This window comes from Monashia sp. HAY1-5C, from assembly GCF_056755255.1.
Map to the genome: position 1 here is coordinate 17,190 of NZ_JBPGXG010000017.1, position 22,940 is coordinate 40,129.

16 protein-coding genes are annotated in these 22,940 nt (G+C 71.0%); 15 read left to right on the top strand and 1 reads right to left on the bottom strand.

The features are described from left to right. The first annotated feature begins 7 nt into the window (after positions 1-7). From ACR9ZK_RS04490 to ACR9ZK_RS04540, 11 genes are all read left to right on the top strand, one after another. Positions 8-862, top strand: coding sequence for an MlaE family ABC transporter permease (locus ACR9ZK_RS04490; protein WP_481340679.1), 855 nt, complete (start codon positions 8-10; stop codon positions 860-862). Then, the gene (locus tag ACR9ZK_RS04495) at positions 859-2,226 is read left to right on the top strand and encodes an MCE family protein (protein ID WP_481340680.1); all 1,368 of its coding nucleotides are present in this window, start codon (positions 859-861) and stop codon (positions 2,224-2,226) included. Before ACR9ZK_RS04490 ends, ACR9ZK_RS04495 begins: the two co-directional genes overlap by 4 nt. Next, on the top strand, positions 2,223-3,254 hold the full coding sequence (locus ACR9ZK_RS04500) for an MCE family protein (protein ID WP_481340681.1): 1,032 nt from the start codon (positions 2,223-2,225) through the stop codon (positions 3,252-3,254). Before ACR9ZK_RS04495 ends, ACR9ZK_RS04500 begins: the two co-directional genes overlap by 4 nt. Next, complete coding sequence (locus ACR9ZK_RS04505) at positions 3,251-4,279, top strand: MCE family protein (RefSeq protein WP_481340682.1); 1,029 nt, start codon at positions 3,251-3,253, stop codon at positions 4,277-4,279. The genes ACR9ZK_RS04500 and ACR9ZK_RS04505 overlap by 4 nt, the downstream gene beginning before the upstream one ends. Further along, positions 4,279-5,469, top strand: coding sequence for an MCE family protein (locus ACR9ZK_RS04510; RefSeq protein WP_481340683.1), 1,191 nt, complete (start codon positions 4,279-4,281; stop codon positions 5,467-5,469). Before ACR9ZK_RS04505 ends, ACR9ZK_RS04510 begins: the two co-directional genes overlap by 1 nt. Beyond that, a complete protein-coding gene (locus tag ACR9ZK_RS04515; protein WP_481340684.1) occupies positions 5,469-6,710 on the top strand; it encodes an MCE family protein in 1,242 nt (413 codons plus the stop codon). Before ACR9ZK_RS04510 ends, ACR9ZK_RS04515 begins: the two co-directional genes overlap by 1 nt. After that, a complete protein-coding gene (locus ACR9ZK_RS04520; protein WP_481340685.1) occupies positions 6,707-8,035 on the top strand; it encodes an MCE family protein in 1,329 nt (442 codons plus the stop codon). The genes ACR9ZK_RS04515 and ACR9ZK_RS04520 overlap by 4 nt, the downstream gene beginning before the upstream one ends. A gap of 51 nt (positions 8,036-8,086) precedes the next feature. Further along, complete coding sequence (locus tag ACR9ZK_RS04525) at positions 8,087-8,710, top strand: hypothetical protein (RefSeq protein WP_481340686.1); 624 nt, start codon at positions 8,087-8,089, stop codon at positions 8,708-8,710. Next, on the top strand, positions 8,694-9,458 hold the full coding sequence (locus tag ACR9ZK_RS04530) for a hypothetical protein (RefSeq protein ID WP_481340687.1): 765 nt from the start codon (positions 8,694-8,696) through the stop codon (positions 9,456-9,458). The genes ACR9ZK_RS04525 and ACR9ZK_RS04530 overlap by 17 nt, the downstream gene beginning before the upstream one ends. 79 nt (positions 9,459-9,537) lie before the next feature. After that, positions 9,538-10,512, top strand: a complete 975-nt coding sequence (locus ACR9ZK_RS04535; protein WP_481340688.1) for a nitrilase-related carbon-nitrogen hydrolase — start codon at positions 9,538-9,540, stop codon at positions 10,510-10,512. Between the two features lie 95 nt (positions 10,513-10,607). After that, positions 10,608-11,618 (top strand): agmatine deiminase family protein, encoded by a 1,011-nt coding sequence (locus tag ACR9ZK_RS04540; RefSeq protein WP_481340700.1) that lies wholly within the window; start codon positions 10,608-10,610, stop codon positions 11,616-11,618. 15 nt (positions 11,619-11,633) lie between these two features. On the opposite strand, the gene ACR9ZK_RS04545 is transcribed toward ACR9ZK_RS04540, so the two are convergent. Continuing rightward, positions 11,634-11,909: a DUF4282 domain-containing protein gene (locus ACR9ZK_RS04545; protein WP_481340701.1), complete on the bottom strand. Its 276-nt coding sequence runs from the start codon at positions 11,907-11,909 to the stop codon at positions 11,634-11,636. Between the two features lie 740 nt (positions 11,910-12,649). Between ACR9ZK_RS04545 and rpoB the strand changes: the two genes are divergently transcribed. From rpoB to ACR9ZK_RS04565, 4 genes are all read left to right on the top strand, one after another. Next, positions 12,650-16,132 (top strand): DNA-directed RNA polymerase subunit beta, encoded by a 3,483-nt coding sequence (rpoB, locus tag ACR9ZK_RS04550; RefSeq protein WP_481340689.1) that lies wholly within the window; start codon positions 12,650-12,652, stop codon positions 16,130-16,132. 121 nt (positions 16,133-16,253) lie between these two features. After that, complete coding sequence (locus ACR9ZK_RS04555) at positions 16,254-20,153, top strand: DNA-directed RNA polymerase subunit beta' (protein ID WP_481340690.1); 3,900 nt, start codon at positions 16,254-16,256, stop codon at positions 20,151-20,153. A gap of 174 nt (positions 20,154-20,327) precedes the next feature. After that, entirely contained in the window at positions 20,328-21,974 is a 1,647-nt protein-coding gene (dacB, locus tag ACR9ZK_RS04560; RefSeq protein WP_481340691.1) for a D-alanyl-D-alanine carboxypeptidase/D-alanyl-D-alanine endopeptidase, read from the top strand. Between the two features lie 92 nt (positions 21,975-22,066). After that, on the top strand, positions 22,067-22,684 hold the full coding sequence (locus tag ACR9ZK_RS04565; RefSeq protein ID WP_481340692.1) for a hypothetical protein: 618 nt from the start codon (positions 22,067-22,069) through the stop codon (positions 22,682-22,684). Positions 22,685-22,940: the final 256 nt, after the last annotated feature.

Here is a 22,940-nt window from a genome sequence, read left to right on the forward strand (position 1 = left end):
GGCCGCGATGACGACGAAGACCCAGAACCCCGCGGCGGAGCGCCTGCTCCATCTCGCCAGCGCGCCGTCGCGCACGCTCGACTCGCTCGGGGAGCAGATGCGCTTCTACGTGCGCTCGCTCGCGTGGAGCGGCCGCACGCTGCGCCGCTACAAGAAGGAGGTCGTGCGCCTCCTCGCCGAGGTGTCGCTCGGCACGGGCGCGCTGTCGGTCATCGGCGGGACCGTCGGCGTCATCGCGTTCCTCGCCTTCTTCACCGGCACCGAGGTCGGCCTGCAGGGCTACTCCTCGCTCGACCAGCTGGGCACCGGCGCCTTCACCGGGTTCTTCTCCGCCTACCTCAACACCCGCGAGATCGCCCCGCTCGTGGCCGGGCTCGCGCTAGCGGCGACGGTGGGCTGCGGGTTCACCGCCCAGCTCGGCGCGATGCGCATCTCCGAGGAGGTCGACGCGCTCGAGGTCATGGGCATCCCCTCGCTGCCCTTCCTCGTCACGACCCGGATGATCGCCGGGTTCGTCGCCGTCGTGCCGCTCTACGTCCTCGGCCTGCTCAGCTCCTACGCGGCCACCCGGTTCATCTCGACCTCGTACTTCGGCCAGAGCGAGGGCACCTACGACCACTACTTCCACCTGTTCCTGCCACCGGGCGACGTCTTCTGGTCCTTCTGCAAGGTCATGGTGTTCGCGGTCGTCATCATCCTCATCCACTGCTACTACGGCTACACGGCCTCGGGAGGCCCGGCCGGCGTCGGCGTCGCGGTCGGCAAGGCGGTGCGCACCTCCATCGTGGCGATCAACATCGTCGACTTCTTCCTGTCCCTCGCGATCTGGGGCGCGACGACGAGCGTGAGGATCGCCGGATGACCGCCACCGCGCACCAGCCCGTCACCGACGTCAGCACGGACTCGACACCCGGGCCGGTCACCCAGCACACGCGCAAGCGGCTGGGGCAGAAGGCCTACGGCATGGTCTTCGTCGTCGTCGTCACCCTCCTCGTCGCCCTGTCGGTCGCCACCTTCCAGAAGCGGTTCACGCCGGTCGTCATGGTCACCCTCGAGACCAACCGCCTCGGCAGCCAGCTGCAGGAGAGCAGCGACGTCAAGCTGCGCGGCCTGCTCGTCGGCGAGGTCCGAAGCGTCTCGGTGACGCCTGACGGCGCCCGGCTCGAGCTGGCGCTGCAGCCGGACCAGGTCGGCCGGATCCCCGCGAACGTCAACGCCCGCCTCCTGCAGAAGACCCTCTTCGGAGAGCGGTACGTCGACCTCGTCACGGTCGCCGCGCCGAGCGCGAGGCACCTGCAGGCCGGTGACGTCATCACCCAGGACCGCAGTGCCGTCGGCATCGAGCTCGAGAGCGTCCTCGACGACCTCTACCCGCTGCTGCGCACCGTCCAGCCGGCCAAGCTGGCCACCACCCTGAACGCCCTCTCGACGACGCTCGACGGGCGTGGGGACCGCATCGGACGCAACCTGCAGCTGCTCGACCGCTACCTCAAGGCGATCAACCCGCAGATGCCCGTCATCGCCGACGACGTCAGCCTCCTCGCCGACGTCGCCGGCCTCTACGCCGACGTCAGCCCGGACCTCTTCCGGCTCACCGAGTCGCTGCGCGTCACCAACCGGACGGTCGTCGAGAAGGACCAGCAGCTGGCCGCGTTCCTCGTCGGCACGGCGGGGTTCGCCGACACCACGGCAGGCTTCCTGCGCGACAACGGCGACCGGATCATCCAGGTCGGACGCGTGTCGCGCCCGACGCTGCAGCTGCTGTCCGAGTACTCCCCGATCTACCCGTGCATGGCCTCCGGTCTCGTCAACTGGCTGCCGCGGGTCAACGAGGCCTTCTCCGGCGGCACCTTCCACATCACGCTCGAGGTCGTCCCACCGCGTCCGGCCTACCAGCCCGGGGAGGAGCCGCGATGGCAGGACAAGCGCGGCCCGAACTGCTACGGCCTGCCGAACCCCGCTGGCTCCCAGTCGAACCCGTTCAAGGGCCACCACTTCGACGACGGCACCCGACCGGCCGGCAGCGGCACCCCGTTCAGCGGAGTTCCGCAGGCGCTGCTCGGGGAGGCCGGTGCCTCCGACTCCGGCACGGCCGGAACCGTCGACGAGCAGCGCGTCGTCGCGGCGCTGCTCGCCCGTGACGACTCGGACGACGCCGCCCCGAGCGGCATCCAGACGCTGCTCGCCGGGCCGCTCATGCGCGGGACGGTGGTGAGCACCCGATGAGGTGGAAGGCATCGCTCGTCAAGCTCGTCGTGTTCGCGCTCGTGACCCTCGCGGCCACCGGCGTCCTCGCGATGACCATCGCCAACATCCAGCTCGGTTCCAAGGCGACGTACACCGCCCTGGTCACCGACGCCACCGGCGTCGTCGAGGGACAGGACGTGCGGATCGCGGGCGTCCGGGTGGGGGAGGTCGAGGACGTCCGGGTGGCCCGGGCGCCGGGCACCGGGCAGGCGGTCGCGCAGGTCGACTTCACGGTGCTCAAGAGCTCGGTGCTGACCCGCGGCACCGAGGTCACCGTCAAGTACCGCAACCTCGTGGGCCAGCGCTACCTCGCGCTGACCCAGGGGACCGGGTCGGCCGCACCGCTGCCCGATGGTGCGACGATCCCGCTGGCGCGCACGCACCCGGCCCTCGACCTCACCGTCCTGTTCAACGGCTTCAAGCCGCTCTTCGCGGCGCTGTCGCCCAAGGACGTCAACGAGCTGTCGGGCCTCCTCATCGAGACGCTCCAGGGCGAGGGCGGCAACGTCAACGCGCTGCTGGCCAAGACCGCGAGCCTCACCTCGACCCTCGCCGACCGCGACGCCGTCATCGGACGCACCATCGACAACCTCAACGCCGTCCTCGGCACCGTCGACGCCCACGACCAGCAGCTGCTCGACCTCATCGACCAGCTCCAGCGGTTCACCAGCGGCCTTGCCGCCGACCGCGAGACCATCGGGCGCACCCTGTCCGGGATCAACGACCTCTCCGCCGAGACCGCCGACCTGCTGGTGACCACGCGTCCGCTCATCAAGGACGACGTCGCCCAGCTGCGGACCCTGTCGACGACGCTCAACAAGCCCGCCAACGTCAAGCTGTTCGAGGACTTCGTCACGTCGGCGCCGCGGCGCATCGAGACCCTGACCCGTACCGCCACGTACGGCTCGTGGTTCAACTTCTACCTGTGCCGCTTCGACACGAGGAGCCCCATCCTGCCCGGCGTCTCCCCCTCCTACGACGTCTCGTCCGCGAGGTGCCAGCCATGAGGTCGCGCAGCATCCCGTTCCGCGAGCGCAACCCCGTCCCGATCGGTGCCGCCGGGCTCGTCGTCATCGCGCTGCTCCTGTTCCTCGCGTTCAACGCCTCGAGCCTGCCGGTCATCGGCGGCGGCACCGGCTACAGCGCGGCCTTCACCGAGGCCGGCGGCATCCGCCCCGACGACGACGTGCGCCTCGCCGGCGTCAAGGTCGGCAAGGTCACCGGCGTCGACCTCGAGGGGTCGCACGTGCGCGTCGACTTCGTCGTCACCGACGACTCCGTGCAGCTCGGCTCGCTGACCGGCGCCTCGATCCGCATGAAGACCCTGCTGGGGGAGAAGTACGTCGCCCTCGACCCGAAGGGCAGCGGGCGGCTCGACGCCGGGTCGCAGATACCGACGACGCGCACCGTCAGCTCCTACGACGTCATCAACGCCTTCCAGGACCTCACGACGACGACCGAGCGCATCGACACCGACCAGCTCGCGAAGTCCCTGACCGTCATGGCCACCGAGTTCCGCGACAGTCCGAAGTACGTCCGCTCGACGCTCGACGGCCTGTCGCGCCTGTCGCGCACCGTCGCCGGCCGCGACGAGCAGCTGTCCGCGCTGCTCCAGCGGGCCAACCGGGTCACCGGGCTGCTCAAGAGCCGCAACGAGCAGGTCGGCACGCTGATCCGCGACGCCGACGCACTCATGGTCGAGCTGGCCAAGCGTCGGGAGGAGATCCGCACGCTGTTCCGCAACACCTCGGCCCTGGCCCAGCAGCTCACCGGGCTCTCCCGCGACAACCGCGCTCAGCTCAAGCCCGCGCTCGACGAGCTGGACCGCACCCTCGCCCTGCTCCAGAAGCACGACGCCGACCTCCAGAAGACGATCAAGCTCATGGCCCCCTTCACCCGCGTCTACGCCAACACCCTCGGCACCGGCCGCTGGTTCGACACATGGGTCAGCAACCTCGTCGTGCCGGTCGGCACGCCCGGGCTCTCCCTTCCCGGCACCTCGCTGCCGCAGCTGCTCGGGGGTGGACGCTGATGGCCGCCGCCGTTGCCGCCCGCTCGCGGTCCCTGCTCACGATGCTCGTGGTCGCCGTCGCGGTCGTGGCGCTCGCCGCCGGGGCGTACACCTTCTGGCCGCGTGCCGAGCAGACGACCGTCAGCGCCGACTTCACCCGCGCCGTCGGGCTGTACCCCGGCTCGGACGTCCGCATCCTCGGCGTCCGCGTCGGGCAGGTCGACACGGTCGTGCCCGAGGGCGACCACGTCCACGTCACCTTCAGCTACGACGCCAGGTACCGCGTGCCCGCCGACGCCAAGGCCGCGATCGTCGCGCCGTCGCTGGTGTCCGACCGGTACGTGCAGCTCCTGCCCGTCTACACCTCCGGTCCCGCCCTCGCGGCCGGTACGCGAATCCCGTTGGAGCGCACGGCGGTCCCCGTCGAGCTCGATCGCGTCTCGCAGAGCCTCGACGACCTCATGGTGGCACTCGGCCCGGACGGCGCGAACAGGCAGGGAGCCCTGTCGCAGCTGCTCGAGACGTCGGCCGCCAACCTCGACGGCAACGGCACGAAGATCAACGGCACGGTCCACGACCTGTCCACGGCCCTGTCGACCCTCTCGGGCAGCCGCGAGGACCTCTTCGGCACGGTGCGGAACCTGCAGTCCTTCACCTCGATGCTCGCGACGAACAACGACCAGGTGCGCCGCCTCAACAGCGACCTCGCGACCGTGGCCGTGCAGCTGTCCGCCGAGCGCGACGACCTCCGGTCGGCGCTGAAGAACCTCGGCGTCGCGGTCGACGAGGTGCAGTCGTTCGTCAGGGACAACCGCGCGCTCGTCAAGACCGACCTCGACCGCGCCGTCGCCGTCACCGGCTCGCTCGTCAAGCAGCGTGACGCGCTGGCCCAGGTGCTCGAGAACGCACCGACCGCGCTGTCGAACCTGCAGAACGCCTACCACCCGCAGACCGGCACTCTCGACACCCGCAACAACGCCAAGGGCCTCGACGACCCGCTGCTGCTCGTCTGCTCGATCCTCACCGGGCCGACGCACAGCGGCAACAGCAAGCTGTGCGACACCCTGCGCTCGGCCCTGCTGCTCAGGCTGCCGCAGCTGCCCGCCCTGCCGAGCGGCACCCTGCTGCGTGGCACGCCGCAGCCGGGCGGCCTCGTCGACCTCCGCGGAGCCGACCCGTCCCTCGGCGGCCTGCTCGGGGGTGGTCGCTGATGTCGGCCCACACCCCGCAGGAGCCCTCGATGCGTCCGGTCCGCACCGCCCTCAAGGCCACGGCGACCGCCGTCGTCGCCTGCCTCGCCGTCGGTGGCTGCAACGCCTACGACCTGCCGCTGCCCGGCGGAGCCGGCACGGGCGACGACGCCTACACCGTCACCGCCGAGTTCTCCGACGTGCTCGACCTCGTGCCCCAGTCCTCGGTCAAGGTCAACCAGGTCAGCGTCGGCACCGTCGAGGACATCTCGGTCAACGGCTGGACGGCGACGGTGCGCCTGCGCCTGCCCCGCTCCGTCGTCCTGCCCGACAACGCGACCGCCGAGCTCAAGCAGACCTCCCTGCTCGGCGAGAAGTACGTGGCGCTGGCCCCGCCCACCGGGGTCGCGCCCGAGGGACGCCTGTCCGACGGCGACCGCATCCCGCTGTCGCGCACGACCCGCAACCCCGAGGTGGAGGAGGTGCTCGGCGCGCTGTCCCTGCTGCTCAACGGCGGCGGCGTCGCGCAGCTCAAGACGATCGAGGCCGAGCTCGACAACGCCCTGCGCGGTCGCACGGCCGACGTCCGCGACGTCATCGGCCAGCTCGACACCTTCGTCGGCGGTCTCGACGCGCAGAAGTCCGAGATCGTGCGGGCGCTCGACGGCATCGACCGGCTGAGCGCCACGCTCGCCGAGCACCGCGACGACATCGGCAAGGCCCTCGAGGAGCTGCCCAAGGGCCTGAAGATCCTCGCCGACCAGCGCCGGCAGCTGACCGCGATGCTCACCGCCCTCGACCACCTCGGCGCCGTCGGCACTCGCGTCATCAAGGGCTCCAGGGCCGACCTCGAGGCCAACCTGCGGGCCGTCAGCCCGATCCTGCACCAGCTCAACAAGGCCGGCGACGACCTGCCCAAGAGCTTCCAGCTGCTGCTGACCTACCCCTTCCCGAACAACGCCCAGTCGACGATCAAGGGCGACTACACCAACCTCTGGGCCACCCTCGACACCGACGTCGGCACCATCGCCGACAACCTCGGCATCGGCAGGCTGCCCGCCGGGGGCCTGCCGTCGCTGCCGGGTGTCCCGCTGCCGTCCGTTCCCTCCGTCCCCTCTGTGCCGAAGGTCCCGGTGCCCACCGTCCCCGGCGTGCCCCTGCCGACGACCCTGCCCGGGCTGCCGCTCGGCCAGTCGGCGTCGGGGCCGGGCTCCGACGGGTCGGCCTGGTCCTCGCTGTTCCCGACGGGAGGCTCCCGGTGATCACCCGTACCGTCCGCATCCAGCTGGCCGTCTTCGCGCTGCTGTCCGTCGTGCTCGTGGCCGTGCTGTCGGCCAGGTACGTCGGCCTCACCGACAAGATCATCGGCGGCAGCTACGTCGTGTCGGCCGACCTCGCCGAGTCCGGCGGCATCTTCGTCGGGGCCGAGGTCACCTACCGGGGTGTCACAGTCGGCCGCGTCGAAGCGATGCGCCTGTCCGGCAACGGAGTTCGCGTCGACGCCCGCCTCGACCGAGGCACCGAGGTGCCCAAGGACACCAGGGCCGTCGTCGAGAACCGGTCAGCCGTCGGCGAGCAGTACCTCGACCTCCAGCCGCGCACCGACCGCGCGCCCTACCTCGCCGCGGGTGACGTCGTGCCCCGCGAGGACACCGCGTTCCCGATCCGCATCGACCAGCTGCTGCGGCACGTCGACCGGACCGTCGCGTCGGTGCCCCGCGACGCGCTCGTCACGACCGTCGACGAGCTCGGTGACGCCTTCGCCGACGGCGGGTCCGACCTCCAGCGGCTCGTCGACGCGGGTGACCGGCTGACGGTCGCCGCGACGCAGGCGCTCCCCGAGACGACGACGCTCATCGACGACGGCCGAATCGTCCTGACGACCCAGAAGCAGAGCGGGAGGGACATCCGCGCCAGCATCGCGGGCTTCGCCGACGTCGCGGACGCCCTGAAGCAGGCCGACCCGGACCTGCGCCTGGTCCTCGACCGCGGGGCCACCGCCGTCACCCAGCTCGACGCCCTCATTCGCGAGAACAAGCAGAGCCTCGCGGCGCTGCTCGCGAACTTCATCACCATCGGCAACGTCACGACGGCGCGGCTCGACGGCATCGAGCAGATGCTCGTCACCTACCCCGACGTCGTCACGGGCGGCTTCACCGTGATCCCCGGAGACGGCACCGCGCACTTCGGTCTGGTCCTCAACGCCGACGACCCCAAGGCCTGCGTGGCCGGCTACGAGGGGACCCGGAAGGTCGAGCCGCACCGGACGACGAACCTCCCGCCGACCAACTTCGACGCACACTGCGCCGCCGCCCGCGGCTCGGGCACCAACGTCCGGGGTGCGCAGAACGAGCCGAAGCCCCGCCCCGGCGGTGGCAGCGCCCAGAGCGGTGCCAGCTACCCGATGGCCTTCGGGTCGACGCCGGTGGCCCTCGGAAACGCGGCCGTGACCTCCGACAGCCCCGCCTCGTTGTCCGTACAGGCACCGGTCGCCCCGACCGGTGGACCCGGTTCGACACCGAACCCGACCAGCACCACCGACAACGGTCCGAGCTGGCTCTGGATGATGCAGGAGGCGCTCCGCTAGGCGTCGCACACCCAGGGTCGTCCGGGCCGGTGACGGAAGGACACCCCTCGAATGACCACGGTCACCCAGCGACCCACCGACCGGGGCGGACCGACGCCCGACGACACCGAGGCCCGGCAGCCAGGCACCCGGCAGCCAGGCACCCCGGAACCGCGCACCACGGAACCGCGCACCCGGCAGCCGCGCACCAGGCGTCCTTCCGCGCGCGTCCTCTGGGCGCTGGCGGCGGTGTTCCTCCTCGCGGCCCTCGCCGTCACGGCGACGCTCGGGCGCGCCGCGTGGCAGGCCCGTCAGGCCGACGAGTCACGCTCGGCGGCGCTCGCCGCCGGACGGCAGATCGCCGTGAACTTCGTGACGATGCGTGCCTCCTCCTTCGACGCGGACACCAAGCGCGTCCTCGACGACGCCACCGGCCAGTTCCGCACCGAGTACGCCTCCACCCTGGCCCAGCTCAAGCCGGTCGTCACCGCGAACAAGACGGTTTCGACCGTCGAGCGCGCCGAGGCCGCTCTCGTCTCCGCCGACGACGACTCGGCCCGCGTCATCGTCGGGGTGGTCGCCCCGACGACCAACGCGTCGACGAGCACACCCGAGAAGAAGACGTACCGCCTGCGCCTCGACCTCGTGCGCGTCGGTGACGCCTGGAAGGTGAACGCCCTTGACTTCGTCAGCTGACACCCGCCGGACGACGCCTCCCGCCGCGTCGCCGAGGACGGCCGGCGCCCGCCGCCGCGTCGCCGGCTCCCGCCGCCGCGAGACCACCGGTCCTGGCCGTGCCGAGGTGCTGCCCACCCTGACCGCCCCGCCGACCGGCGCGGTCACGGCTCCCGCGGCCCGCGCCGTGCGCGTCGAGGCGTCCCCGGAGGCCGTGACCCCCACGGCCCCCGACGTGCGCGTCGGAGCACCCGCCGAGGCCGGCGCGGACGCGCCGCAACCTGGGCGCCGGCTGTGGCCGGCCGCCACCGCGGCGGTCCTCGCGCTCGCGCTGCTCGCGACGACGCTCGTGCTGTCGCTGCGTCCGACCGTCACGGACGCCGACCGCAGCGCGGCCGTCGGCTCGGCTCGCACGACGCTCGAGAGCCTCCTGAGCTACAGCGGCACCACCTTCGACCAGCACGTCGCCCAGGTGACGCCGCAGCTCGCCTCGCCGTTCCGCGAGCAGTTCACGAAGGTCGCGGCGGCCGACATCAAGCCGATGGCGGTCAAGAACGGTGCGACCGTCCAGGCCAAGGTCTACGACGCCGGCGTCATGGACGCGACCGGCGACGGCGGTGAGGGCACGACCGTGCGCGTCCTCGCCTTCGTCAACCAGGCGACGACGACGAAGGCGAGCACGACCCCCGCGATCGACCAGAACCGGGTCATCGCGACGATGCGGAAGGTGGGGGAACGCTGGCTCGTCAGCGACCTGGCCGCATTCTGAAAGGGGCTGGTCCCGGGCGCCCAGAGGGGGTCGTCCGGGACCGGGGCGGGGGAGCCCAGCGGTTGGCATACTGCCTCCTGTGAAGCTCATCCAGGCCAACGGTGTCCCCGAGTCCCTCGCCCGCGTCCACGCTCCGCAGGCCCCTCCGGTCCGTGTCGGAGTCGTCCAGCACGCGTGGGTCGAGGGCCCCGCGGCCCTCGTCGACACCCTCCGGGACGGCGTCCGGACGGCAGCCGAGGCGGGAGCGTCGGTCGTCTTCCTGCCCGAGCTGACCCTGTCGCGCTACCCGGCCGACGCGCTGCCCGAGGGCACCCCGAACGCGACCGCCGAGGACCTCGAGACCGGTCCGACGGTCACCTTCGCCCGTGACGCTGCCCGGGACTTCGGCGTCCACGTGCACGCCTCGCTCTACGAGCGGGCCGACGCCCCGGACGGGGCGGCCGACGGCCTCGGCTTCAACACCGCCGTCCTCGTGGCCCCGAGCGGGCAGCTCGTGGCCCGCACCCGCAAGACCCACATCCCCGTGACGGCCGGGTACTACGAGGACCGGTACTTCCGCCCCGGCCCGCCCGAGGCCGCCTACCCGGTCGTCGAGCTCGACGACCCGGCGATGCGCCTCGGCCTGCCGACGTGCTGGGACGAGTGGTTCCCCGAGGTCGCGCGGCTCTACTCCCTCGCGGGGGCGCAGGTGCTGTGCTACCCGACGGCGATCGGGTCCGAGCCGGACCACCCCGACTTCGACACGCAGCCGCTGTGGCAGCAGGTCATCGTCGGCAACGGCATCGCCAACGGCCTGTTCATGGTCGTGCCGAACCGCTACGGCACCGAGGGCCTCATCACGTTCTACGGCAGCTCGTTCATCTCGGACCCCTACGGCCGGATCCTCGTCCAGGCCCCGCGGGAGGAGGCAGCGGTCCTCGTCGCCGACCTCGACCTCGCCCAGCGGCGGGACTGGCTCGAGCTGTTCCCCTTCCTGGCCACCCGGCGCCCCGACTCCTACGCCGCTCTCACCGAGCCGGTCCGGGCCGAGCACCGCCGCGAGGTCGACGCGTGAGCGTGCCCGCCACCGACGCCACGGGCGCCAGCGGAGACACCGACGCCACCAGTGACACCGACGCGGCGGCTGCCCCGGCGGCGCCCGGCTGGCGGATGCCCGCCGAGACCGAGCCGCACGACTGCACGTGGATGGCCTGGCCGAGTCGGGGCTACACGCTCGGGGAGACCCCCGAGGAGGTGGCGACCGCGCGCGCGACGTGGGCGGCCGTCGCCGCCGCCGTCGTCGAGTTCGAGCCGGTCAGGATGGTCGTCACCCCGGCCGACCTGCCGGTCGCCGAGTCGCTCCTGCCCCCTGACGTCGAGCTCGTGCCCGCCGCCCTCGACGACGCGTGGATGCGCGACATCGGCCCGACGTTCGTCCGCTCGGCGGACGGCACGCGGCTCGGCGCCGTCGACTGGGTCTTCAACGGCTGGGGGGCCCAGGCGTGGGCCACGTGGGAGCACGACGCCCGCATCGGCTCGTTCGTCGCGGGCCTGGCCGGCGCCGAGCGCATCGGCTCGGCACTCGTCAACGAGGGCGGCGGCATCCACGTCGACGGGATCGGCACCGTCCTGCTGACCGAGACCGTCCAGCTGGACCCGGGGCGCAACCCGGGCCTGACCCGGGCCGACGTCGAGGCCGAGCTCGCGCGAACCCTCGGAGCCACGGCTTTCGTGTGGCTCCCGCGCGGACTGACCCGCGACTACGACGAGTTCGGCACCCGCGGCCACGTCGACATCGTCGCGACGATCCCGAGCCCCGGTGTCGTGCTCCTGCACGAGCAGCAGGATCCGGCTCATCCGGACCATGCCGTGTCCCGGGTGCTGCGCGAGCTGCTCGAGGACGCCCGCGACGCGCGCGGCGAGCGCTTCGAGGTCGTCGGCGTCCCCGCCCCGCGCACCCTGTCCGACGCCGAGGGCCCCGTCGACTGGTCCTACCTCAACCATCTCGTCGTCAACGACGGCGTCATCGCCTGCACCTTCGGCGACCCGCAGGACGACGCGTCGCTCGGGGTGCTGCGCGAGGCCTATCCCGGGCGCCGCGTCGTCGGCGTCGAGGCCCGCCCGCTCTTCGACCGCGGCGGCGGCATCCACTGCATCACCCAGCAGCAGCCGGCGCTCTGAGCGTGTCCACGCAGGTCAGCCGGGCTGTCGGGGTTGAGGCAGCCGGCGGTGGACGTCCTCGCTCATCCGCACGACCGAGACACCGAGCTCGAGGCAGATGCGCACGATCGCGAGCCAGATGACGGCAGCGACCGGGCCGAAGACCAGGACGACGAGCCCTGTGCCGACGCTCGTGGCAAAGCCGCCGACGACGACGAGGACGTAGACGACCGCCGCCCAGACGATCGCCAGCACGTAGACGATGCGCACGATCGTCGGCGTGACGAAGGTCGTGAAGCTGACGTCGAACAGGGCCTGGAAGAAGCCGGCCGACGAGTCGGCGGGGGCCTCACCGGACGGGCCGGGAGCCGACGGGCCGGCAGGGGGCGATCCGGGAGCCGACGGGCCGGCAGCGGGCGACCCGGGCGCGGGTGATCCGGGCGCGGGTGATCCTGGCGCGGGTGATCCTGGCGCGGGGGAGCCGGGCGCGGGTGATCCGGGCGCGGGTGATCCGGGCGCGGGGGAGCCGAAGGCGCCCTGCTCCCGGGGTTCTGGTCTGACATGGTGGAATCTCCTTCTCGAGTGGGCCCCGGGGCACGCCCGGCACGGCCGGTCGCGCCCAGCCTAGGGACGCCCGGTGCGCGGCGACGGGACCGGCGCGGGACGCCTCCGGACGGTGGGCGAGGGGCCCTCGCGGAGGCTCCCGACGCGCCCGCGAGGTGGGTGGCTCTTGACGGGCCGCCCGTTGAGCGCCATATTCGACGCGTTCGCATTGCGAGCTCCCGGTCCGGGAGCGTGGCAGGCAGCCGCCGCGGCTGACACGGGTGACCACCTGTGGGCAGGCTCCGGCAGGCGTCTCCGCTCTTGACCCGGCTGGACACTCCTGCCCTTTGCCGGTAGGCTGGGCCTTTGCGCTGCCCTGCCCTCTCTCCGCGTGTCCAGTCAGGCTGACCACCGTGCCGTCCGGTACGAGTTCTGACCCGGGTCCCGTGAGCGAAGCCATGCGGCAACGCGGATCTGAAGATTCGAAAAGGCCCGTGGAAGGACCCTCCTTGGCTGCCTCGCGTACTGCGACGAACATGTCCACCGCACAGACCCCTTCGGGGCGTCTGTCCTTCGCGAAGATTCGCGAACCGCTCGAGGTCCCCGACCTCCTGGCCCTTCAGACGGAGAGCTTCGACTGGCTGCTCGGCAACGAGCGCTGGCAGGCCCGCGTCGCCGCGGCCAAGGCCGAGGGGCGCACCGACGTCCCGGACCGGTCCGGGCTCGAGGAGATCTTCGAGGAGATCTCGCCGATCGAGGACTTCAGCGGCTCGATGTCGCTGTCGTTCCGCGACCACCGCTTCGAGGAGACGCGCAAGACGATCGAGTCGTGCAAGGAGCGCGACCAGACCTACGACGCCCCGCTCTTCGTCACCGCCGAGTTCATGAACGCCCAGACGGGTGAGATCAAGAGCCAGACGGTCTTCATGGGCGACTTCCCGCTCATGACCGAGCGCGGCACCTTCATCATCAACGGCACCGAGCGTGTCGTCGTGTCCCAGCTGGTCCGCAGCCCGGGCGTCTACTTCGAGCGCACGCCCGACAAGACGTCCGACAAGGACATCTACACGGCCAAGATCATCCCGAGCCGCGGCGCCTGGCTCGAGTTCGAGATCGACAAGCGCGACATGGTCGGCGTCCGCGTCGACCGCAAGCGCAAGCAGTCCGTCACGGTGCTCCTCAAGGCGCTCGGCTGGACCGAGGCCCAGATCCTCGAGGAGTTCGGCGACTTCGAGTCGATGCGGATGACCCTCGAGAAGGACCACACGCAGGGCCAGGACGACGCCCTGCTCGACATCTACCGCAAGCTGCGCCCGGGCGAGCCGCCGACGAAGGAGGCCGCGCAGACGCTGCTCGACAACCTCTACTTCAACGGCAAGCGCTACGACCTCGCCAAGGTCGGCCGGTACAAGATCAACAAGAAGCTCGGCCTCGACGCGCCGATCAACGACTCGACGCTGTCCATCGACGACATCGTCAAGACGATCAAGTTCATCGTGACGCTGCACGACGGCGGCGACTCGATGAAGGGCGTCAAGCAGGGCGAGGAGATCGACGTCCGCGTCGAGGTCGACGACATCGACCACTTCGGCAACCGCCGCCTGCGGTCGGTCGGCGAGCTCATCCAGAACCAGGTCCGCACCGGCCTGTCCCGCATGGAGCGCGTCGTCCGCGAGCGCATGACCACGCAGGACGTCGAGGCCATCACGCCGCAGACCCTGATCAACATCCGCCCCGTCGTGGCGTCGATCAAGGAGTTCTTCGGCACCTCGCAGCTGTCGCAGTTCATGGACCAGAACAACCCGCTCGCGGGCCTGACGCACAAGCGGCGTCTGTCGGCCCTCGGCCCGGGTGGTATCTCCCGTGACCGCGCGCAGATGGAGGTCCGTGACGTCCACCCGTCGCACTACGGCCGCATGTGCCCGATCGAGACGCCGGAAGGCCCGAACATCGGCCTCATCGGCTCGCTCGCCTCGTACGGCCGCATCAACGCGTTCGGCTTCATCGAGACCCCGTACCGCAAGGTCGAGAAGGGCCACGTCACCGACGAGATCCACTACCTGTCCGCCGACGAGGAGGACCGCTACGTCGTCGCGCAGGCCAACGCCCAGCTCGACCTCGACGGCAACTTCGTCGACGAGCGGGTCCTCGTGCGCACCAAGGGTGGCGAGGTGGAGCTCGTGCCTGGTGAGGACGTCGACTACATGGACGTCTCGCCGCGCCAGATGGTCTCGGCCGCGACGGCGATGATCCCGTTCCTCGAGCACGACGACGCCAACCGTGCCCTCATGGGCGCCAACATGCAGCGTCAGGCCGTCCCGCTCGTCAAGAGCGAGGCGCCCCTCGTCGGCACCGGCATGGAGTACCGCGCCGCCCTCGACTCTGGCGACGTCGTCCGCGCCGACAAGCCCGGCGTCGTGCAGGAGGTCTCGGCCGACCTCGTCACGGTGGCCAACGACGACGGCACGTACCAGACGTACCGCATCGCCAAGTTCGCCCGCTCCAACCAGGGCACGAGCTACAACCAGGTCGTCGTCGTCAACGAGGGCGACCGCCTGGAGGCCGGCTCGGTCATCGCCGACGGTCCCGCCACGGACAAGGGCGAAATGGCGCTCGGGCGCAACCTGCTCGTCGCGTTCATGTCGTGGGAGGGTCACAACTACGAGGACGCGATCATCCTGTCGCAGCGCCTCGTGCAGGACGACGTCCTCTCCTCGATCCACATCGAGGAGCACGAGGTCGACGCCCGTGACACCAAGCTCGGCCCCGAGGAGATCACCCGGGACATCCCGAACGTCTCCGAGGACGTCCTCGCCGACCTCGACGAGCGCGGCATCATCCGCGTCGGGGCCGAGGTGCGCGACGGCGACCTCCTCGTCGGCAAGGTCACGCCCAAGGGCGAGACCGAGCTGACGCCGGAGGAGCGCCTGCTCCGTGCGATCTTCGGCGAGAAGGCTCGCGAGGTCCGCGACACCTCCCTCAAGGTGCCGCACGGCGAGACCGGCACGGTCATCGGCGTCAAGGAGTTCCGGGCCGACCAGGGCGACGACCTGCCCCCGGGCGTCAACCAGCTCGTCCGTGTCTACGTGGCCAACAAGCGCAAGATCACCGACGGTGACAAGCTCGCCGGCCGCCACGGCAACAAGGGCGTCATCTCCAAGATCCTCCCGGTCGAGGACATGCCGTTCCTCGAGGACGGCACGCCCGTCGACGTCGTGCTCAACCCGCACGGCGTGCCGCGACGGATGAACCTCGGCCAGATCCTCGAGCTGCACCTCGGCTGGGCCGCCTCCCGCGGCTGGAAGATCGAGGGCAACCCGGACTGGGCCAAGGAGATCGCGCCCGACGCCCACGAGGCCCCGCCCGGCTCCCGCGTCGCGACGCCCGTCTTCGACGGCGCGTCCGAGGACGTCGTGACCGGCCTGCTCGACTCGACGCTGAAGACGCGCGACGACGTGCGCCTCATCGACGCCTCGGGCAAGACGCGCCTGTTCGACGGCCGCTCCGGCGAGCCGTTCCCGGAGCCCGTCGCGGTCGGCTACATGTACATCCTCAAGCTGCACCACCTCGTCGACGACAAGATCCACGCGCGCTCGACGGGCCCGTACTCGATGATCACCCAGCAGCCGCTCGGCGGTAAGGCCCAGTTCGGTGGCCAGCGCTTCGGTGAGATGGAGGTCTGGGCGCTCGAGGCGTACGGCGCGGCCTACACGCTCCAGGAGCTGCTGACGATCAAGTCCGACGACGTCCCCGGACGCGTCAAGGTCTACGAGGCGATCGTCAAGGGCGAGAACATCCCCGACTCGGGCATCCCGGAGTCGTTCAAGGTCCTCCTCAAGGAGATGCAGTCCCTGTGTCTCAACGTCGAGGTCCTGAGCTCCGACGGCACGACGATCGAGATGAAGGAGTCCGACGAGGAGGTCTTCCGCGCGGCGGAGGAGCTCGGCATCGACCTGAGCCGGCGCGAGCCGTCCAGCGTCGAAGAGGTCTGAGAAGGCCCCCCAACGACAGGCGGTGCGTATGCCGCTGGGCCCGCTCAGCGGCATACGTCCCCTCGTCAACGAACACCACTCAGACCAAAGACTTAACGAGAGTTACGAGAGAAGGAACCACGTGCTCGACGTCAACTTCTTCGACGAGCTGCGCATCGGCCTTGCCACCGCGGAGTCCATCCGCCAGTGGAGCCACGGCGAGGTCAAGAAGCCCGAGACCATCAACTACCGCACCCTCAAGCCGGAGAAGGAGGGCCTGTTCTGCGAGCGCATCTTCGGCCCGACCCGGGACTGGGAGTGCAACTGCGGCAAGTACAAGCGCGTCCGCTTCAAGGGCATCATCTGTGAGCGCTGTGGCGTCGAGGTCACGCGCGCCAAGGTGCGCCGTGAGCGGATGGGCCACATCGAGCTCGCCGCGCCCGTCACCCACATCTGGTACTTCAAGGGCGTCCCGTCGCGCCTCGGGTACCTGCTCGACCTCGCCCCGAAGGACCTCGAGAAGGTCATCTACTTCGCGGCGTACATGATCACGTCCGTCGACGAGGAGCAGCGGCACGCCGACCTGCCCTCGCTCGAGGCGCAGATCCAGGTCGAGAAGAAGGAGATCGAGAACCGCCGCGACGCCGACGTCGAGGCGCGCGCGCAGCTGCTCGAGAAGGACATCGCCACGCTCGAGGCCGAGGGCGCCAAGGCCGACGCCAAGCGCAAGGTCCGCGACTCCGCCGAGCGCGAGATGAACAACATCCGCAAGCGCGCCGACCAGCAGGTCGAGCGGCTCGAGCAGGTCTGGGACCGGTTCAAGAACCTCAAGGTCCAGGACCTCGAGGGCGACGAGATCCTCTACCGCGAGATGCGTGACCGGTTCGGCCTCTACTTCGAGGGCGGCATGGGCGCGGCGGCGATCCAGAAGCGCCTCGAGTCCTTCGACCTCGAAGCCGAGGCCGAGGCGCTGACCGAGATCATCGCGACCGGCAAGGGCCAGAAGAAGACCCGCGCCATCAAGCGCCTCAAGGTCGTGTCGGCGTTCCAGACGACGACGAACCACCCGACCGGCATGGTCCTCGACGCGATCCCGGTCATCCCGCCGGACCTGCGCCCGATGGTGCAGCTCGACGGTGGCCGGTTCGCGACCTCGGACCTCAACGACCTCTACCGCCGCGTCATCAACCGCAACAACCGCCTCAAGCGACTGCTCGACCTCGGCGCGCCCGAGATCATCGTCAACAACGAGAAGCGGATGCTCCAGGAGGCCGTCGACAGCCTCTTCGACAACGGCCGCCGCGGTCGCCCGGTCACGGGCCCCGGCAACCGTCCGCTGAAGTCGCTGTCCGACATGCTCAAGGGCAAGCAGGGCCGGTTCCGCCAGAACCTGCTCGGCAAGCGCGTCGACTACTCCGGTCGTTCGGTCATCGTCGTCGGCCCGCAGCTCAAGCTGCACCAGTGCGGGCTGCCCAAGCAGATGGCGCTCGAGCTGTTCAAGCCGTTCGTCATGAAGCGCCTCGTCGACCTCGACCACGCGCAGAACATCAAGTCGGCCAAGCGCATGGTCGAGCGGGCCCGCCCGGTCGTGTGGGACGTCCTCGAAGAGGTCATCACCGAGCACCCGGTGCTGCTCAACCGTGCACCCACGCTGCACCGTCTCGGCATCCAGGCCTTCGAGCCGCAGCTCGTCGAGGGCAAGGCCATCCAGATCCACCCGCTCGTCTGCTCGGCCTTCAACGCCGACTTCGACGGTGACCAGATGGCCGTCCACGTGCCGCTGTCCGCGGAGGCGCAGGCCGAGGCCCGCATCCTCATGCTGTCGAGCAACAACATCCTCAAGCCGGCCGACGGTCGCCCCGTCACCATGCCGACGCAGGACATGATCACCGGTATCTACCACCTGACCGACGCGGTCGACGGTGGTGGTCTCGGTGCGGGTCGTGCCTTCACGTCCCCGGCCGAGGCCCGGATGGCCTTCGACCGTGGCGAGATCCAGCTCGGCTCGACGATCCGGCTGCGCCTGACCGACGTCGTCCCGCCGCTCGGCTACGCGCTGCCGGAGGGTGTCGAGGCCGGCGAGGACGGCCTCGTGCCGGCGCTGACGCTCGAGACGACCCTCGGTCGCGCGCTGTTCAACGACACGCTGCCGGTGGACTACCCGTTCGAGAACCGGGCCGTGGACCGCAAGCGCCTGTCGGCGATCGTCAACGACCTCGCGGAGCGCTACTCCAAGGTCCAGGTCGCCGCGTCCCTCGACGCCCTCAAGGAGGCCGGTTTCCACTGGTCGACCCGCTCGGGCTGCACCGTCTCGATCGCCGACGTCACGACGCCGAGCAACAAGACCGAGATCCTCGAGGGCTTCGAGTCGAAGGCCGCGAAGGTCCAGACCCAGTACGAGCGCGGTCTCATCACCGACGACGAGCGTCGTCAGGAGCTCGTCGAGATCTGGACGCAGGCGTCCAACCAGGTCGCCAAGGAGATGGAGACCAACTTCCCGCGCACGAACCCCATCTACCGGATGGTGTCCTCGGGTGCCGGTGGTAACTGGTTCCAGATCCGTCAGATCGCCGGCATGCGTGGCCTCATGGCCAACCCGAAGGGCGAGATCATCCCGCGCCCGATCAAGGCGAACTTCCGTGAGGGCCTGACCGTCGTCGAGTTCTTCATCTCGACCCACGGTGCCCGCAAGGGTCTGGCCGACACCGCGCTCCGGACCGCCGACTCGGGCTACCTCACGCGTCGTCTCGTCGACGTGTCGCAGGACGTCATCATCCGTGAGGACGACTGTGGCACCGAGCGTGGCCTCAAGCTGCCGATCGCGGCGATCAACGAGGTCACCGGCGGCCGCAGCCTCTCGGAGGTCGTCGAGGCGTCGGTGTACGCCCGGACGCTCGCCGAGGACGTCGTGGGCCCCGACGGCACGGTTCTGGCCGAGGCCGGCATCGACGTGGGCGACGTCGCCATCCGCAACCTCTACGAGGCCGGTGTCGACGAGATCAAGGTCCGCTCGGTCCTGACCTGCGACAGCCGCGTCGGCACGTGCGCGAAGTGCTACGGCCGTTCGCTCGCGACCGGCAAGCTCGTCGACATCGGCGAGGCCGTCGGCATCATCGCGGCCCAGTCGATCGGTGAGCCGGGCACGCAGCTGACGATGCGCACCTTCCACACCGGTGGTGCGGCCGCGGCCGACGACATCACCCAGGGTCTGCCGCGTGTCGTCGAGCTCTTCGAGGCGCGGACGCCCAAGGGTGTCGCCCCGATCGCCGAGGCCACCGGCCGCGTCGAGATCGAGGACACCGACAAGGCGCGTCGCATCCTGCTCACCCCGGACGACGGCTCGGACCAGCACGCCTACCCGGTCAGCAAGCGTTCGCGCCTGCTCGTCCAGGACGGCGACCACGTCGCGGTCGGCACCAAGCTCGTGCAGGGTGCCATCGACCCGAAGCAGGTGCTGCGCATCCTCGGCCCGCGTGCCGCCCAGAAGCACCTCGTCGACGAGGTGCAGGCGGTCTACCGCCAGCAGGGCGTGTCGATCCACGACAAGCACATCGAGGTCATCGTGCGTCAGATGCTGCGTCGCGTGACGATCATCGAGTCGGGTGACACCGAGCTGCTGCCGGGGGAGCTGGCCGAGCGGGGCCGCTTCGAGGAGGCCAACCGCAAGGCAATGGCCGAGGGCGGTCGCCCGTCCGCCGGTCGTCCCGAGCTCATGGGCATCACCAAGGCGTCGCTCGCGACCGAGTCGTGGCTGTCGGCCGCGTCCTTCCAGGAGACGACCCGCGTGCTCACGCAGGCCGCCATGGAGGGCAAGTCCGACCCGCTGCTCGGCCTGAAGGAGAACGTCATCCTCGGAAAGCTCATCCCGGCCGGTACGGGCCTGCCCCGCTACCGCAACATCAAGGTGGAGCCGACCGAGGAGGCCAAGGCCGCCATGTACTCGCTCCCGAGCTACGACGCGTACGACTACGCGGGCTTCGGGACGGGTTCCGGCGAGGCGATCCGCCTCGACGACGAGGCGCTCGGTCTCGACAAGTTCTGAGGGCCCGGCCGCGAGGCCGGACCGCGCGAACACCCGCCCGCAGGGCCGGCTCCCCACCCGGGGAGCCGGCCCTGCGGCCGTCTCGGCGGCCCCCGCGGCCGTCGCCGGGCGGGACTTCCTTGTCGCTGCCCAAAGCGCCGATACCGGGCAAAACGGACTAGCCTGCGGGGCAGGGTGACCGGGTCGGCGGCGCGGGTCGCCGGACGCGCACCCGAGGTCGCGATGCCCTTGGAGGTCGCCGTGCTCCGTCCGACGCGTGTCCTGTCCAGCCCGCTGCGTTCGCGGCCGGGACCGCGCGGCCCGGAGCGGGGGCCGGGCCGCCGACGACGTACCGCGGGGGTGGCCGTCGGCGCCGTCGTCGCAGGGCTCGCGCTCGTCACGGTGACACCCTCGGGCTCGGAGGCGGTCGGCTACCAGTCGCGCGACGCGGCCCTGCGCCGCGAGATCGGCCGGCTCATGACCGACCCGAGCGTCACCGCGGCCTCGGCCCGGGTCGGGGTGACCGTCCAGGACGCGTCGACGCGGGTGCCCGTGTACGTGCGGTACGCCAACACGCCCCTCATGCCGGCCTCGACGCAGAAGGTCTTCACCGCGGCCGCGGCCATGAACGTCCTGGGCAGCGGCTACCGCTGGACCACCGACGTGCTCGCGCCGGCGCCCCCCACCGGGGGTGTGGTCAGCCGCCTCTATCTCAAGGGTCGCGGCGACCCGACCCTCATGGAGAAGGACCTCACGGCCCTGGCGTCGGCCCTGCGGTCCAAGGGCGTGACGCGCGTGTCCGGGGACGTCGTCGGCGACCCGACCTACTTCGACGACCAGCGGTACAGCCCGTACTGGTCCACCTCGTACGCCTCGAGCTACTACGCGGCCCAGGTGTCCGGCCTGACGCTCGCGCCCGACACCGACTACGACGCCGGCACCGTGATCGTCGACGTCGCCCCCGCGGCCACGGTCGGGGCACGACCCCGCCTCACGCTGACCCCGCCGTCGGCGGCGCGCACGGTCACGCTCGTCAACCAGGCGACGACGGGTTCCGCCGGGTCGGCGACGACGCTGTCGGTCGCACGCCGGTCGGGGACGAACTTCGTCACGGTGTCGGGACGCATCGGCGCAGGGCACGCGACGGTGAAGAAGTGGGTGACGGTCAACGAGCCGGCGCTCCTCGCGGCCCGGGCCTTCCGTGACCGGCTGGCCGCCGCCGGCATCCGTGTGGACGGCGGCGCCGTCAAGGGACGGGCACCGTCGGGCCAGACCCTGCTGGCCCGCCACGCGTCGATGACGCTGGGCCAGCTGCTCGTGCCCTTCCTCAAGCTGAGCAACAACTCGCACGGTGAGGCCATCGTCAAGACGCTCGGGGCGCGCACCGGCCGGCCGGGCAGCTGGGCCGACGGCACCGCGGCGCTGCGGGCGTTCGCGGGCCGGGTCGGCATCGACGTGCGGGGGCTGCGGTTCGTCGACGGCTCGGGCCTGGCTCGTGCCAACCGACTCACGCCGAACCAGCTGGCCACGCTCCTGGACAAGGTGCAGCGCACGTCGTGGGCCGGGACGTTCCGTGCTGCCCTGCCGCTGGCGGGCACCGACCCGGTGCGCTGGACCGGCGGCACGCTCGCCGGCCGGATGCGGGGGACGGCCGCAGCGGGCAACCTCCGCGCCAAGAACGGCTCGCTGACGGGCGTGTCCTCCCTCGCCGGCTACGTCACGGGCGCAGACGGGCGCCGCTACGTCTTCGTGATGATGGGCACCTACGCCGGAGCCTCGACCCGGCCCGTCGAGGACCGTCTGGGGGTCCTGCTCGCCCGGTGGCGCATGACGAACCGCTGAGGCGCCGAAGGTGCGGAGGGCACGCACCCGTGGGTGCTCCCGAGGCGCGTCACCCTGCAGCCGGCGCCACGGTCTGAAATAGGCTGGCCGGCATGACCGAGCCCACGGCCGACGCCCCCAGCGACGCAGCGACCGCCCCTGCGACCGCCTCGCCCCTCGCCTCACCCGCGGCCTCACCGACAGTCTCACCGACAGCCGCACCGAGCGGTGCCGACAGCGGCACCGGGACCCCCGCGCCGACGATCATCATCCTCACCGAGGAGGCGCTCAAGCCTGCCGACGTCGACAAGATCGTGGCCCTGCACGTCGACGAGGCCCCGACCTACCGGGTGCTCGTGCCGGCCGACACCGAGCGCAACATGCTCTCGACGTTCCTCAACCACCTGAGCCTCTTCGAGATGCGCGAGGCGCTCGACAGCCTGCGCCCGGTCGACCGGGAGGAGGCGCGCGTCGGTGCCGACACCGCGCTGTCGACGACGCTGTCCGAGCTGGGCCGTCACGCGGCCACCGCGACCGGGGAGATCACGGGCGACGACCCCGTGCCGACCCTCGTCGAGGAGGTGTCGCGCCTCGGCGCCCGCGAGGTCGTCGTCGTCACCGAGCCGCACGCCGTCGAGGACACCTTCCACACCGACTGGGCCTCGCGCGCCCGCGAGGTCCTGGGCGTGCCCGTGCTGCACATGTACGCGGGGGACTGGCGCCTGGGCTGAGCGGAGCCCGCTCGCGCCGACCCGGGGTGACCCCTGGGCCCGACGCTCCGGGCGGCGCTCCGCGTGCTCATGTCCCTGCTCGAACCGATTTGGTAGCCGTGCCACGCGCCGGTACGCTTGAACACTGTGTCTGAGGCATGCCCTCAGGCATGCGCGATGACGGCCCTCGTGCCCTGTCCACCGCTCCGGCGGGGCGACATCACCGGGGTCCAGAGCACACCTCCCGCCGGGCAACCCGCGGAGCCCGACGCTCGTC

Coding starts and splice junctions, on each gene's coding strand:
- ACR9ZK_RS04495 (WP_481340680.1), top strand. CDS start 859: ATGACCGCCACCGCGCACCAGCCCGTCACCGACGTCAGCACGGACTCG.
- ACR9ZK_RS04505 (WP_481340682.1), top strand. CDS start 3,251: ATGAGGTCGCGCAGCATCCCGTTCCGCGAGCGCAACCCCGTCCCGATC.
- ACR9ZK_RS04565 (WP_481340692.1), top strand. CDS start 22,067: ATGACCGAGCCCACGGCCGACGCCCCCAGCGACGCAGCGACCGCCCCT.
- ACR9ZK_RS04490 (WP_481340679.1), top strand. CDS start 8: ATGACGACGAAGACCCAGAACCCCGCGGCGGAGCGCCTGCTCCATCTC.
- ACR9ZK_RS04540 (WP_481340700.1), top strand. CDS start 10,608: ATGCCCGCCGAGACCGAGCCGCACGACTGCACGTGGATGGCCTGGCCG.
- ACR9ZK_RS04525 (WP_481340686.1), top strand. CDS start 8,087: ATGACCACGGTCACCCAGCGACCCACCGACCGGGGCGGACCGACGCCC.
- ACR9ZK_RS04500 (WP_481340681.1), top strand. CDS start 2,223: ATGAGGTGGAAGGCATCGCTCGTCAAGCTCGTCGTGTTCGCGCTCGTG.
- ACR9ZK_RS04515 (WP_481340684.1), top strand. CDS start 5,469: ATGTCGGCCCACACCCCGCAGGAGCCCTCGATGCGTCCGGTCCGCACC.
- ACR9ZK_RS04510 (WP_481340683.1), top strand. CDS start 4,279: ATGGCCGCCGCCGTTGCCGCCCGCTCGCGGTCCCTGCTCACGATGCTC.